Origin of the sequence: Streptomyces sp. NPDC050738 (assembly GCF_040654175.1) — a bacterium.
In the GTDB taxonomy this organism is placed as follows: domain Bacteria; phylum Actinomycetota; class Actinomycetes; order Streptomycetales; family Streptomycetaceae; genus Streptomyces.
Genome location: NZ_JBFAHN010000002.1, coordinates 138,777 through 151,284 on the forward strand (window position 1 = coordinate 138,777; position 12,508 = coordinate 151,284).

Here is a 12,508-nt window from a genome sequence, read left to right on the forward strand (position 1 = left end):
GGGTCATCCTAGGTCGGCCGGTTGCTGAAATGCCCTTCTGTAGGCGGCGGGTGTGGTCCGCAGCGCCCGGTGGAAATGGCGGCGCAGATTGGTCGCCGAGTGCAGGCCGACCCGGGTGGCGACCGTCTCGACGGGCAGGTCGGTCTGTTCGAGGAGCGCCTGCGCGGCGGTGATGCGGCGGTCGAGCACCCAGCGGCCCGGGCTGACGCCGAGCTGCTCGTTGAAGCGGCGGGCCAGCGTGCGCGGGGAGAGCCGGGCGTGGACCGCGAGTTCATCGATGCCCAGCTGCCCGCCGAGCCGGTCCGCGGCCCAGGCGAGCAGCGGGGCGAGCGAGTCCGGGACGCGGCCTTCGTACGGCGGGAGGTCCACGTACTGCAGCTGGCAGCCCTCGCGGTGCGGTGGCATCACCAGGTGGCGGGCGACCTGCGCCGCATAGGCGGCACCCTGGTCCGCACGCACCAGGTGCAGGCAGAGGTCGATCCCGGCGGCGCTGCCCCCGCTGGTGGCGACGTCCCCGTGGTCGATGTAGAGGACGTCCGGGTCGACCCTGACCTGCGGGGCGTGCCGGGCCAGCGCCTCGACCAGCCGCCAGTGGGTGGCCGCGCGGCGCCCGTCGAGGAGCCCTGCCCCGGCGAGGAGAAAGGCCCCCGAGCAGATCGCGGCGATCCGCGCACCCCGTGCATGGGCGCGGCGCAGGGCGTCGACGACGGCGGGCGACGCCGGTGCCGTGGGCGGATTACGGCCGGGCACGACGACGGTGTCGGCGGTGTCGAGGGCTTCGAGACCGTGCGCGATGTGCATGTCATAGCCCGCCAGGGTGGGGACAGGGCCCGGGTGCTCCGTCGCGACACGGAAGTCGTACGCCTCGGGGATGCCGGGGGTCGCGACGCCGAAGATCTCGGCTGCACAGCCGAGTTCGAAGGTCGACTGGGGCGGATGCACGAGGGCGACGACCCGGTGACGGGGGCTCATGGCACGAAAGTACCCGGGGGTGTCGATCCTGTCACTGGGCCGGGCGTACAGATGCGTCCAGGCTGGAGCACATGACAGCAACCGAGCACATCCAGCCGCCCGTCCAGTTCGTCAACATCGAGGAGGCCAGGCGCAGTTCACCCGGAGCCGGCCTGTCGGTCCGTGAGCTCCCCTCCACCGCGCAGGCCAGTTCCTGGGTGCTGGATTTCGCGCCGGGCAGCCAGTGGATGGAGGTCGATCACCATTCCAGCGAGGAGCACTTCTACGTCCTCAGCGGCGAACTCCACGACGGCGACCGGCTCCACAGGGCGGGCGACTACGTGGTGATGGCCGCGGGGACCAGCCACCGGCCGTACTCCGAGACAGGTGCTTCGCTCCTGGTCATCAGCCTGAAGGGGTGAGGCCGTAGGATGCGCCGGCAGACCGGTGCGAACGAGGAGAGCCATGGAATCCGACAGCCCGCGCGGGAGTGTTCCGGCCCTGGTGGCGGCAGACGCGCTCGCGCCCCGGCTCGGCGAGCCGGGCCTGGTCCTCCTCGACGCCTCGGTCGGCGCGCACCGGGGCGCTGCCCGCCGGATCCCGGGAGCCCGGGCCTTCGACATCGACGGCGCCCTGTCCGACCACTCCTCGCCGGTCCCGCACACCATGCCCGGCGCCGACCGGTTCACCGAGGAGATGCGCGCGCTCGGCGTCGACGACGACTCCACCGTCGTCGTCTACGACAGCGCGGGCATCTACTCGGCGGCCCGCGCCTGGTGGATGCTGCGGGCGATGGGCTTCGAGAGGGCCTGCGTACTCGACGGCGGCCTGCCCGCCTGGTCCGCCGGCGGGCACCCCCTTGAGGACAACACCGCCCAACCCCCTTCACCGCGGGGCGACTTCACGGCACGCCCCCGTACCGGACTGATCGTCGGCAGCGGCACGGTGACGGCGGCCCTGGCCGACCCCGCCACCGCCGTCCTCGACGCACGCTCCCGGGGCCGCTTCGCCGGTACGGCACCCGAGCCCAGGCCCGGGCTGCGCTCCGGCCACATGCCCGGGGCGGTGAACCTCCCCTTCACGGAGATCCAGCGGGACAACAGGATGCTGCCGGCCGAGGAGCTGCGCACCGCCTTCTCCCGTCTCGCCGGGGACCGGGAGAAGCTGGTCTTCAGCTGCGGCTCCGGCGTCACCGCCTGCGTCCTCGCCCTGGGCGCCGAGCTGGCGGGCTACCGCGAACTGGCCGTGTACGACGGGTCCTGGAGCGAATGGGGCCTGCCCTCGGACCTGCCGGTCGTCACCTGAAGGCGGCCGCATTGCGCACGGCCCACTCGGCGAACGGGCGCGGCGCCCGGCCGAGCACCTCTTCGACCGCGGGACTCACCCGCAGTTCGTCCTCCGTCGGCTCTCCCAGGATGGAGAGGGTGATGTCCACCGCCGCCTCCGGCATGAACCGCACCATCTGCTCCCGTGCCTCGCCACGGCTCAGCCCTGCGAACCGCACCGGCTCGCCGATCGCGTCTCCGATCGCCCTGGCCTGCTCGCGCGGGGTGACGGGTGCCGGTCCGGTGAGGACGTACGTACGGCCCGCGTGCCCCGCGTCGCGCAGGGCCGCGGCCGCGACCTCCGCGATGTCCGCCGGGTCGACGACCGGCAGCCCCACGTCGCCGAACGGCGCGGCGACGGTCCGGTGTTCGCGTACCGGCGCCGCCCACAGGTAAGCGTTGGAGGCGAAGCCTCCCGGCCGCAGAACCGTCCACTCGAGACCCGATTCCTGAACGGCCTCCTCGAACGCCCTCAGCTGCGCGTGGACGACGGACCGGGTCCGGGTGCCGACCCCTTGGGAGGACTGCAGCACGATGCGCCGCACCCCCGCCGCGCGTGCCGCCCCGACGATCTCCCGCGGCTGCAGACCCGCACCGTCACCGGGGATCAGCAGGAAGAGCGCATCGGCCCCGTCCAGCACCCTCTTCAGCTCCGCGGGGTCGGCGAGCTCGGCCTGCCGGTACCGTACGCCCGCCTCCTCGCCTTCCGGACGGCGCGAGACGGCCGTCACCTCCTCGCCGGCCGTCAACAGCGCCTGCACCAGCGGGCGTCCGACGTTTCCAGTGGCTCCGGTCACTACGATCACAGTCTTCTCCCAGTTCGGTTCCCGCTGCTTCTGTGACCATCCTGGAAGCCAAAGTGGCCACCTTGTGGCCACTTTCAGGAGCAGAATCGTCTGCCATGAGAGCTGATCGTCTGGTGGCCGTGCTGCTGTTCCTGCAGACGCGCGGGCAGGTGACCGCGGCCGAGGTGGCGGCCGAGCTGGAGGTGTCCGAGCGGACCGCCAGGCGCGATCTCGAAGCGCTCGCCACCGCGGGCATCCCCGTCTATTCGCAGGCGGGGCGCGGCGGCGGCTGGGCGCTGGTCGGCGGGGCCCGTACCGATCTGACGGGTCTGAACGCGGGCGAGTCCCGGGCGCTGTTCCTGGCCGCGGGTCCGTCGTCCGCGACGCCCGAACTGCGCTCCGCACTGCGGAAGTTGGTGCGCGCCCTGCCCGCGCCCCTGCGTGCGGACGCCGAAGCGGCGTCGAAGGCGGGGGTGGCGGACTCCACGGACTGGTCCGGGTCCGCCCTCACCGCGGACACCCCTCATCTCGCGGCTCTGCAGCGGGCGGTGGTGGACGGGGTGCGGGTACGGCTGGGATACGCGAAGCCGGGAGCACCCGCCGGGGAGCGTACGGTCCATCCCCTCGGCCTGGCGTCCAAGGCGGGCACCGGATATCTCGTCGCGGGAACCGACCGCGGTCTGCGGACCTTCCGGCTCAGCCGTGTCACCTCGGTCGAGGCGACCGGCGAACGGGTCGAGCGCCCGGAGGGTTTTGATCTCGCCGCGGCCTGGCGTTCCCTGGCCGCGCGGATGGAGGACCGGATGCTGGCCTCGACGGTGTGGGCGCGGGCAGGCCAGGGTACGGAACAGATTCTGCAGGGCCTCTTCGGCGGGCGGCTGCGGACCCTGCGGTCGCTGCCCGACGGCTGGACGGAGATCGAGGTCGACGGTCCTTCGCCGGAGGTCGTGGCAGCGCAGCTGGCCGGCCTCGGGGCGCGCGTCGAGATCCTGGAGCCCCCTGCGGCCCGGGAGCGGCTCGCACGTCTGGCGTACGAGCTCGCTTCCCTCTACGGGCCGCCGGCCGGCTGACCGGCCGGGTCGAACCGGACCGGATCAGACCTGGTCCGTGGCTCCGAGCATCGGGGCTCCGAGCATCGCCGAAGCGGCCTCCACGGGGCTCATGGCGGGGGCCGGGACGGGCGCGGTGACCGAACGGCAGGTGAAGCCGAGGCGGGTCAGCGCGCGGGTCACCTCACCGGCGGTGAAGTCACGGCGGTCCTGACGGGTGATGATCTCGCCGACCTGCTTGACGGGGTAGGTGCGGCGGCTGATGATCACGGATTCCCCGGTGACCGGTTCGGGCTTCTTGCCCTTCATGGCCGTCTCCACCTCGAGCTTGGTGAATTCGAACGGGTAACGGGCGATGACGAAACGCATGGTGCCTCGCTTCAGTGGCAGAAAGGGACGGGCGGGGGAACGGTGCTCATGCGGCGCGGCGGATACGGGCGGCCTTGCGGGCCTCCGCGGTCTGGCGGGCCTCGGTCGCCTTGCGCGACTCGCCGCCCGACCGGGTGCCCCGGCCGCGGAAGGGGGTGCCGCCGCGCTTGGGCCGGTCGTCGGAGACCGGCGCGCTGCCGCGGATGGGGACGCCCGAGGGCGCCTGGGCTCCGGTGATGCGGCTCAGCTCGGCGTCGCCGGAGCGTACCTGCGTGACGGTCGGCCTGATGCCCGCGTCGGACATCAGCCTGGTCATGTCCCGGCGCTGGCCGGTGGTGACGAGGGTGACGACACTGCCGGACTCGCCGGCCCGGGCGGTGCGGCCGCCGCGGTGCAGATAGTCCTTGTGGTCGCTGGGCGGGTCGACGTTGAGGACCAGGTCGAGGTTGTCGACGTGGATGCCCCGGGCGGCGACATTGGTGGCGACCAGCGCGGTGACGCTGCCCGACTTGAACTGGGCGAGCGTACGGGTGCGCTGGGGCTGCGACTTGCCGCCGTGCAGCGCCGCGGCGTGCACCCCGCTCGCCAGCAGGTGCCGGGTGAGCTGGTCCACGGCGTGCTTGGTGTCGAGGAAGATGATCACTCGCCCGTCGCGGGCCGCGATCTCGGTGGCGACGGCGTACTTGTCGGTGCCGTGCACCTGCAGGACGTGGTGGTCCATCGTGGAGACCGCACCCTTGGACGGGTCCACCGAGTGGACCACCGGGTCGTCGAGGTAGCGGCGCACCAGCAGGTCGACGTTGCGGTCCAGGGTGGCGGAGAAGAGCATCCGCTGGCCACCGGGACGTACGAGGTCGAGCAGCTCGGTCACCTGGGGCATGAACCCCATGTCGGCCATCTGGTCGGCCTCGTCGAGGACGGTGATGGCGACCCGGTCGAGCTTGCAGTCGCGGCGCTCGATGAGGTCCTTGAGGCGGCCGGGGGTCGCCACGACGACCTCGGCGCCGGAGCGCAGCGCACCGGCCTGCCGGCCGATCGACATGCCGCCGACGACGGTGGCCATGCGCAGCTTCAGAGCCCGCGCGTAGGGGGTGAGCGCGTCGGTGACCTGCTGGGCGAGCTCCCGCGTGGGAACGAGGATAAGAGCGAGGGGCTGCTTGGAGTCGGCCCGCTGTCCGGCGGTCCGCTTCAGTACGGCGAGCCCGAAGGCGAGCGTCTTGCCCGAGCCGGTACGGCCACGGCCCAGGACGTCGCGCCCCGCGAGGGCGTTCGGAAGGGTGGCGGCCTGGATCGGGAACGGTGTGGTGACGCCCTCGGCGGTCAGCGCGGCCAGCAGGGGCGCGGGCATGTCCAGGTCGGCGAATGCCTCGACCGGGGGGAGGGCGGGGGTGACGGTGACCGGGAGGGCGAACTCGCCCTGCTGTGCGGCGGGGCGCCGCCCGGCGCCCTGGCCCGGCTTTCGTGTGCCGGAATAGCGGTTGTTCGTGCGCGTGGGTCGGTTCACGGGGAACCCTTCCTCGATATGGCACGTATCGAGGAATTCCGGGCCGCGGGGAAAGAGGGCCGGGGAATTGCAAGAACGAACCGGGTTTCTTGTCCAGAAACAGCGAGCTGGGGCCCGCGCCCGAAGGTGCGTGCCCCAGCTGCGTTGTGCGGTCAAGCTTTAGGCGGGAACGATGTTCTCCGCCTGCGGGCCCTTCTGGCCCTGGGTGACATCGAAGTTCACCTTCTGGCCTTCCTGAAGCTCACGGAAGCCCTGGGTGGCGATGTTCGAGTAGTGGGCGAAGACGTCCGGGCCGCCACCCTCCTGCTCGATGAAGCCGAAGCCCTTTTCCGCGTTGAACCACTTCACGGTGCCAGTAGCCATGTCAAATTCTCCTTCGGGGCTGTGCCCCAGAGTCCGCACTGTGCGGAACTCCGGCGTTGCGCGTGATTGCCCCGGAAAAACAAAAGCGCCTGATGGAGAACTCCCATCAAGGCACTTGAAGTCTATGGGAACCACAACTGCAACTGCGTCGACAGTAGCACGGCGCGAGCGTGCGAGCACGGCATGTACTCGCACGAATCGCGGTCGGTCAAGCCCCTGGGCCCCCTAGGTTGCACTGCGCTCGCTGGCCTCCTGGTAGTCGCGCTCCACCGAGCGGTTGAACGCGTCGTCGGGCTGCCCCACCTCGGTGCCGGGGCGACCGGCGCCCAGCAGCCGCCGCCACTCCTCGACGCTCCAGTCACCGGGGTCGGTGGTGGCGACGAAGTCCTCGAGCAGGGTGCGGAAGCGGTCCGGTTCGCTGTGGTGCGGAAAGTGCCCGGCGCCCTGGAAGACCGCCAGCCGGCTGCCGGGCATCGCCTCGTACGCCGTGTGCGCGTGCCGTACGGGAAGGACGGAGTCCCTGGCCCCCCAGACCAGCAGCGTCGGCATCCCCTGGGTCAGATAGCAGCGGTCCAGCATGGTGACGACCTGGCCGCGCCAGTCGACGACGGCCCGCAGGGTGCGGGTGAAGGCGCTGCGGGAGCGGGCGTCGGGCAGGGCGTCGACCAGGCCGATGAGGTCGGGGGCGTCCAGGCCGAGCCCGCTGTCGATCAGCTGGAGGGCCTTCACCGCGAGGCGTACCTGCAGGCGCGAGCCGGGGAGTTTCAGCAGGGACATCGCCAGGTCGGCGCCGGGCAGGGTCGCGGCCCGCAGTACGGGGGTGACCTGGCGGCCCACGCCGCCGGTGGCGACCAGCACCAGGCGGTCCACGCGCTCGGGGTACTGGTAGGCGAACTGCATCGCCACGCCGCCCCCGAAGGAGTGCCCCACCAGAGTCACCCGATCGATACCCAGCACACCGAGGAGGTCGCGGATCCCGTTGGCGTAGGCGGCCACCGAATAGTCGGCGCGTGGTTTGTCCGAGTGACCGTGGCCGAGCAGGTCGGGGGCGATGACGGTGTGGCGTGCGGCGAGCGGGCCGATCAGGTCCGACCAGGTCGCCGAGGAGTCGCCGATGCCGTGGATCAGCAGGACGGCCGGGCCCTCCCCGGCGATCCGGTAGGCGCGGCGGTAGCCGTGCACCGTATGGAACCGCAGGGCAGTCTCCTCGGCGGGCGGGCGTGGCTGCTGGGCGCGGAACGGCAGGATCAGTGCCATGGACGGCCTCCCTGTCCCCCGGTACCCCGGATTCCGAGTGTAGGAAGGCCCGGGTTCGGGAGGGTTTCGGCTCGGTTTCCCCCAGGTAGCGTCGGCGCCATGACCAGCACACCTGCCTTCTCCCGCGCGCTCGCCGCAGGCACCGTCGTCCTGGACGGCGGGCTCTCCAATCAGCTCGAGTCCGCCGGGCACGACCTGAGCGACGGGCTGTGGTCCGCCCGGCTGCTCGCCGAGGACCCCGAGGCGATCGTCGCGGCGCATCTCGCCTATTACGAGGCGGGGGCCGACGTCGCCATCACGTCGAGCTACCAGGCCACTTTCGAGGGGTTCGCCCAGCGCGGGACCGGGCAGGAGCGGGCGGCCGAACTGCTGGCCCTCAGCGTGGAGTTGGCGCGTGAAGCCGCGCGGCGGGCGCGGGCCGGGAGGCCGCTGTGGGTGGCTGCCTCCGTGGGGCCCTACGGGGCGATGCTCGCGGACGGTTCGGAGTACCGGGGGCGGTACGGGCTGAGCGTCGCGGAACTGGAGGCCTTCCACCGGCCCCGGCTCGAGGTGCTGGCCGCGGCCGGGCCCGACGTACTGGCGCTGGAGACGGTGCCGGACACGGACGAGGCGCGGGCGCTGCTGCGGGCCGTGCGGGGGCTCGGGGTGCCGGCGTGGCTCTCGTACAGCGTCTCCGGGGAGTCCACCCGTGCCGGGCAGCCTCTGGACGAGGCCTTCGCGCTTGCCGCGGAGGCGGAGGAGATCGTCGCGGTGGGAGTGAACTGCTGCGTCCCCGAGGACGCCGACCGCGCGGTGGAGCTGGCGGCCCGCGTGACCGGAAAGCCGGTCGTGGTGTACCCGAACAGCGGGGAGACCTGGGACGCGCGGGCCCGTGCGTGGCGTGGGGACGCGACCTTCTCCGCGGACCGGGTGGCGGGCTGGGAGCGGGCCGGCGCGCGGTTGATCGGCGGCTGCTGCCGGGTGGGTCCCGGGGTGATCGCCGAGCTGGCGCGGCAGCTCGGCGGCGATGGGCCGCCGGCGGGCTGACGCACGAGGGAGCCCGTACGCCGGTTCCGGGCGACGCGCTCCCCGCGCCCTCCAAGGGGCGCGCGCCTCAACTCGCTGTCACCGACCTACACTTGATGTCCGTCGGCACGCCAGGGGGAGGTGGGGACATCGTGACGCAGTCGCCTCGCCCCGTCCTTCCCGCCCGCCCGGAACCCGCCCCGGTCCAACTCCTGGGCTGGCTGGGCCGGTTCGGCTCGGCCGCCGCTGCCTACGGGGTGTTCCAGGCGCTGGTCGGCGTGCTGCCCGACGACCTCTCGGGCGTCGTGTCCCGGTACTGCATCGCCGCCCTGGCCGGGATCGCGGTCGGGTCCGTCGCCTTCCTGTCCGGATCGCTGCTGCGGGCGCGTACGACGGCCGCCGCCGCGGTGGAGGCGGCACGGGAGGCCCCCGGACCGCTGCCCGCCGTGGTCGAGGGCGCCTGCATCGGGCTCGCCGCCGAACTGGCCTCCGTGGAGGATGCCGGGCGCGGGAGTCTCACGGGGTGGCCGCACTCGCTGGGCGAGGGCGATCCTCCCGTACGGCCGACCGCGTACGGGACGGTCTACGGACTGCTCATCAGCCTTGAACTCGGCCTTCCCGACGCCCGGTTGAAGACCTCAGAACTGGTGGACACCCTGTGGCGGCTGCGCCTCGACGGCGGCGGCTGGGCGGCCCGGTCGCAGGGCGCGATGGCGCGGGCCGAGGTCACCGCGCTCGTCCTCGGCGCGCTGGCGCGGGCGGGTGCCGATCCAGTACGTCTCGCCGAGGAGGCCGCCATCTGCGAGACCCTGCTCACCCAGGACCGGGACCCCTCCGGTTACGACGTCAGCTTTGTCGTGACGACCGTGATCCGCGGACTGCTCAAGGCCGCCCCGTCGGCGGCCGCCCTCCCCCGGCTGCGCGACGCCCTGGTGGACGGTGCGGTGGTGGACCCGGAGCGCCGCCATCTGCATGCCTGGGGATCGCGGCTGACCGCACCGCGCGGCGAGACCCTGATGCCGACCGCCGTGCACACCGCGCAGGCGGTGGTCGCGCTGGAGCGCGCGGCGAAGACCCTCGGCGAGGACCGGCACACCCGGCTTGTGCGCGAGGACGGCATCCGCTGGCTGCTGAGCTGCCCGACCCCTGAGCACACCGACTGCCCGGATCTGGCGAACAGGTACGGGGTGGTGCGCCGCCGCAACCCCCTGGACCCCGACCAGCGCGAGCAGTTGACGGTACGTCACTTCGCCGCCGCCTGGCTCGCCCGCGCCCTGATGAGCACGGGCGCACGCGAGGTCGCCGCCGAGGATCTCCGCGAGGACGTGTGGCAGCGCCAGCTGGCGGGCGCGGTCGGCTCGGTGTGGGCGCAGCAGCAGGACGGGATATGGCGGTGGTCCGATGGCGATCTGGACCGCCCGCTGTGGATGACGTATCAAGGGCTTTCGGTACTGCGTCGGCACGCCCTCCTGGTCTACCGGCCGCACCCCTGACCGCACCCCGGGAGAGCCCATGCACGTCGCCGCCGCACTCGACCAGCTGCAGTCCGCACTCGGCCCCGGCCGCGGGCTCCCGCCCCAGGACATCGCCAGGGAGGTCCTGGCCGAACTGGCGCAGCCGGACCGGCTGCTGCCCCTCTTACATGAACTCGCGGACGGCGCGGGCGACGTGGAGCAGTGCGCGCGGTTCTCGTACCGCCATGTCCTCGGCTTCGACAAGCTGCTGCTGCTCCCGGGAAAGCCGCACTTCATGCTGCGGGCCCATGTCTGGCGCGCACCCGACGGCGAGGTGCCCGAGGACATCCACAACCACCGGTGCGCGATCGCCTCGTACGTGCTGCTCGGCGGCGTACGGATGGAGCTGTACGAGGAGGCCGCCGAGGGCATCGCCGTCACCGGCTTCCTGGAGACCCTGGAGGGACCCGAGGAGGACTGGCGCCTGGAACCCACGGGCGAGGCCAGGCTGCGGCGGATCCACGCGGCCCACCATGCGACGGGCAGCGGTTACGTGCTGGCGCCGCACGTGCTGCACCGGGCGCACAGCGGTGGGGACGGCACCGCGGTGACGCTGTTCCTGGAGACCGAGGGCGTACGGGACCGGACGCAGGTGTTCAGGTCGGCGGCCGGGCCCGCGCGGGCGGGACGCACGGTGAAGTCAATGCTGTCGGTGAAGGAGTATCTGGCCGAACTGGACGCTCTCTCAGCGCTGTTGGATGCCTGATTCCGCGTCGAGCACCTGCTGGATGACGGTGCGGTTGTAGGCGTCCACGGGGACCGAGTCGAGCTCGTCGGGCTTCACCCAGAGGGCCTTCTGGTCCGCGTGGGGCAGCCGCACCTCGGTGGTCAGCGGGCGCACCAGGAAGTTCGACTGGTGGTTCCTGACCGGGCGGCCGCGGTACTCGCTGTCGAAGTCCGAGGTCCCCGCGAGCCGTACGATCTCGCCGAGGATCCCCGTCTCCTCCTGGAGCTCGCGCAGCACCGCGTCGGCGGGCGCCTCGCCCGGATCGAGCTTCCCGCAGGGCACCCCCCACACATTCGGGAGGAACCGCTCGGTCTTGCTTCGTCGTACGACAAGGACAAGGCCGTCGTCGACGACGACGGCCGCGGCCAGCCGGTTGGAGTCCACAGTGCCTCGCACAGCGGGAGGAGGGGCCGAAACCCTGGGCGTTACTACGCTACCCGCCTGAGGCCCGAACCTCTCGCTGTGCGACGTTTGGGTACCTGATGGTTACGAAGGCGAGCGCAACGACCGGGCCGGCACGAGGTGCTGGGTGCGCAGTTCGCCGACGACGAGCCGGGCGAACGCGGCCGCGCCGGTGGCCGAGGTGTGGGTGTTGTCCTTCTTCTCGTTGTAGAGGTAGTACGCCTTGGAGCCCTCGGGGCCGAGTGCCTCGACGCGGGCCTTGCTGAGGGCGGTGAGGTCGACGAGCGGGGTGTGCTGCTCGGTGGCGAGGGTGCGCATCTCGGCGGGGAGGTCGACGCCGAGGCCGTTGACGATCAGGGCGGTGCCGTTGTCGAGGGTGGCGCCGGTGAACCAGCGGCGGACGATGGGGGTGACCAGGACGGGGCGGCCGCCCTGCGCGCGTATCCCCTCGATCATGGTGGTGAGGTTGGCGCGGTAGGTGTCGCGGTCGGTCTGCTTGTCGTTGTGGGCGAGCTGGATCAGGACGAGGTCGCCGTGGTGGATCTTGGTGCTGACGGTGGCGAAGAGCGCCGGATTGTCGAGGTACGTCTGCGAACTCTCGCCGGAGTCCGCATAGTTGGCGACCGAGAGGCGGTCGGTCAGGTACTGCGGGAGCTGCTGGCCCCAGCCGACATAGGGGTCGCCCGGCTGGTCGCAGACCGTCGAGTCGCCGATCAGGAGCAGTTGCGGCGTGCGGTCTCGGGTGACGCGGAGGCCGGCGAGCTGTGGGGCGGTTCCATCGAAGGTGAGGTCGAGACCCGGGGTTCCTTCGGGTCCCGTGGGCTCACCCTCGGGGGTGCGTACGTCCACGGTGAAGCTGCGGCGGACGGTCTCGCCCGCCGCGTTCGCGGTCTCGGCGAGCACGGCTCTGCGGGTCTCCGCGGTGACGCGGGTGGAGCCTGCCGCCGTACCGCCGCCGAGCAGGGCCGAGACGCGGTACGTACCCGGCGCGACGTCGAAGTGGCACACGAAGGGGGCGGTGGCGGTGCAGTGTTGGAGGCCGTCAGGACGCGGGCGTGCGTGGGCGGGGACAGCGGTCAGTGCGGCGGCCGCGGTGATGGCGGCCAGTAGTGCGGTACCGGCTCGGCGCATGGCGAAGCTCCTCTGATCGACCCGATTGAAAGGTTTCAGAGGCGGACCGTACCGCGTACGGGCAAGCGCTTTCTACAGTGCGGTCCCACAAGCACAGTCGACGAAAGCCGGGCAGGATCGCGCAAA

At 72.1% G+C, this 12,508-nt stretch carries 14 protein-coding genes; 6 read left to right on the forward strand and 8 right to left on the reverse strand.

Features of this window, described 5'->3' with window-relative positions:
• Positions 1-3 precede the first annotated feature (3 nt).
• Entirely contained in the window at positions 4-972 is a 969-nt protein-coding gene (locus AB0H78_RS04925; protein ID WP_363232825.1) for a helix-turn-helix domain-containing protein, read from the reverse strand.
• 71 nt (positions 973-1,043) lie between these two features.
• Between AB0H78_RS04925 and AB0H78_RS04930 the strand changes: the two genes are divergently transcribed.
• Positions 1,044-1,373 (forward strand): cupin domain-containing protein, encoded by a 330-nt coding sequence (locus AB0H78_RS04930; RefSeq protein ID WP_363232826.1) that lies wholly within the window; start codon positions 1,044-1,046, stop codon positions 1,371-1,373.
• Positions 1,374-1,416: 43 nt separating this feature from the next.
• Positions 1,417-2,256 (forward strand): sulfurtransferase, encoded by an 840-nt coding sequence (locus AB0H78_RS04935; RefSeq protein ID WP_363232827.1) that lies wholly within the window; start codon positions 1,417-1,419, stop codon positions 2,254-2,256.
• On the opposite strand, the gene AB0H78_RS04940 is transcribed toward AB0H78_RS04935, so the two are convergent.
• Positions 2,249-3,082, reverse strand: coding sequence for an NAD(P)H-binding protein (locus tag AB0H78_RS04940; RefSeq protein ID WP_363232828.1), 834 nt, complete (start codon positions 3,080-3,082; stop codon positions 2,249-2,251). The genes AB0H78_RS04935 and AB0H78_RS04940 overlap by 8 nt on opposite strands.
• A 95-nt stretch (positions 3,083-3,177) precedes the next feature.
• Here AB0H78_RS04940 and AB0H78_RS04945 point away from each other — a divergent pair, with 95 nt between their 5' ends.
• On the forward strand, positions 3,178-4,131 hold the full coding sequence (locus AB0H78_RS04945) for a WYL domain-containing protein (protein WP_363232829.1): 954 nt from the start codon (positions 3,178-3,180) through the stop codon (positions 4,129-4,131).
• Between the two features lie 24 nt (positions 4,132-4,155).
• Here AB0H78_RS04945 and AB0H78_RS04950 read toward each other — a convergent pair whose 3' ends face one another.
• The 4 genes from AB0H78_RS04950 to AB0H78_RS04965 all read right to left on the reverse strand — a co-directional run bounded on the left by AB0H78_RS04950 (position 4,156) and on the right by AB0H78_RS04965 (position 7,603).
• Positions 4,156-4,479, reverse strand: a complete 324-nt coding sequence (locus AB0H78_RS04950; RefSeq protein ID WP_363232830.1) for an SCO5918 family protein — start codon at positions 4,477-4,479, stop codon at positions 4,156-4,158.
• A gap of 46 nt (positions 4,480-4,525) precedes the next feature.
• A complete protein-coding gene (locus AB0H78_RS04955; protein ID WP_363232831.1) occupies positions 4,526-5,983 on the reverse strand; it encodes a DEAD/DEAH box helicase in 1,458 nt (485 codons plus the stop codon).
• Between the two features lie 159 nt (positions 5,984-6,142).
• The gene (locus tag AB0H78_RS04960) at positions 6,143-6,346 is read right to left on the reverse strand and encodes a cold-shock protein (RefSeq protein WP_018536328.1); all 204 of its coding nucleotides are present in this window, start codon (positions 6,344-6,346) and stop codon (positions 6,143-6,145) included.
• A 225-nt stretch (positions 6,347-6,571) separates the two neighbouring features.
• Positions 6,572-7,603 carry an alpha/beta hydrolase gene (locus tag AB0H78_RS04965; protein ID WP_363232832.1) on the reverse strand — a complete coding sequence of 344 codons (1,032 nt, stop codon included), beginning with the start codon at positions 7,601-7,603 and terminating at the stop codon, positions 6,572-6,574.
• A 99-nt stretch (positions 7,604-7,702) separates the two neighbouring features.
• Between AB0H78_RS04965 and mmuM the strand changes: the two genes are divergently transcribed.
• From mmuM to AB0H78_RS04980, 3 genes are all read left to right on the forward strand, one after another.
• Positions 7,703-8,629, forward strand: coding sequence for a homocysteine S-methyltransferase (gene mmuM / locus AB0H78_RS04970; RefSeq protein WP_363232833.1), 927 nt, complete (start codon positions 7,703-7,705; stop codon positions 8,627-8,629).
• Positions 8,630-8,760: 131 nt separating this feature from the next.
• Positions 8,761-10,101, forward strand: coding sequence for a hypothetical protein (locus AB0H78_RS04975; protein ID WP_363232834.1), 1,341 nt, complete (start codon positions 8,761-8,763; stop codon positions 10,099-10,101).
• 19 nt (positions 10,102-10,120) lie between these two features.
• Positions 10,121-10,828 carry a hypothetical protein gene (locus tag AB0H78_RS04980; RefSeq protein WP_363232835.1) on the forward strand — a complete coding sequence of 236 codons (708 nt, stop codon included), beginning with the start codon at positions 10,121-10,123 and terminating at the stop codon, positions 10,826-10,828.
• On the opposite strand, the gene AB0H78_RS04985 is transcribed toward AB0H78_RS04980, so the two are convergent.
• Positions 10,808-11,245 carry an NUDIX hydrolase gene (locus tag AB0H78_RS04985; RefSeq protein WP_363232836.1) on the reverse strand — a complete coding sequence of 146 codons (438 nt, stop codon included), beginning with the start codon at positions 11,243-11,245 and terminating at the stop codon, positions 10,808-10,810. The two genes, AB0H78_RS04980 and AB0H78_RS04985, sit on opposite strands and share 21 nt — an antisense overlap.
• 90 nt (positions 11,246-11,335) lie before the next feature.
• The gene (locus tag AB0H78_RS04990) at positions 11,336-12,382 is read right to left on the reverse strand and encodes a rhamnogalacturonan acetylesterase (protein ID WP_363232837.1); all 1,047 of its coding nucleotides are present in this window, start codon (positions 12,380-12,382) and stop codon (positions 11,336-11,338) included.
• Positions 12,383-12,508 lie beyond the last annotated feature (126 nt).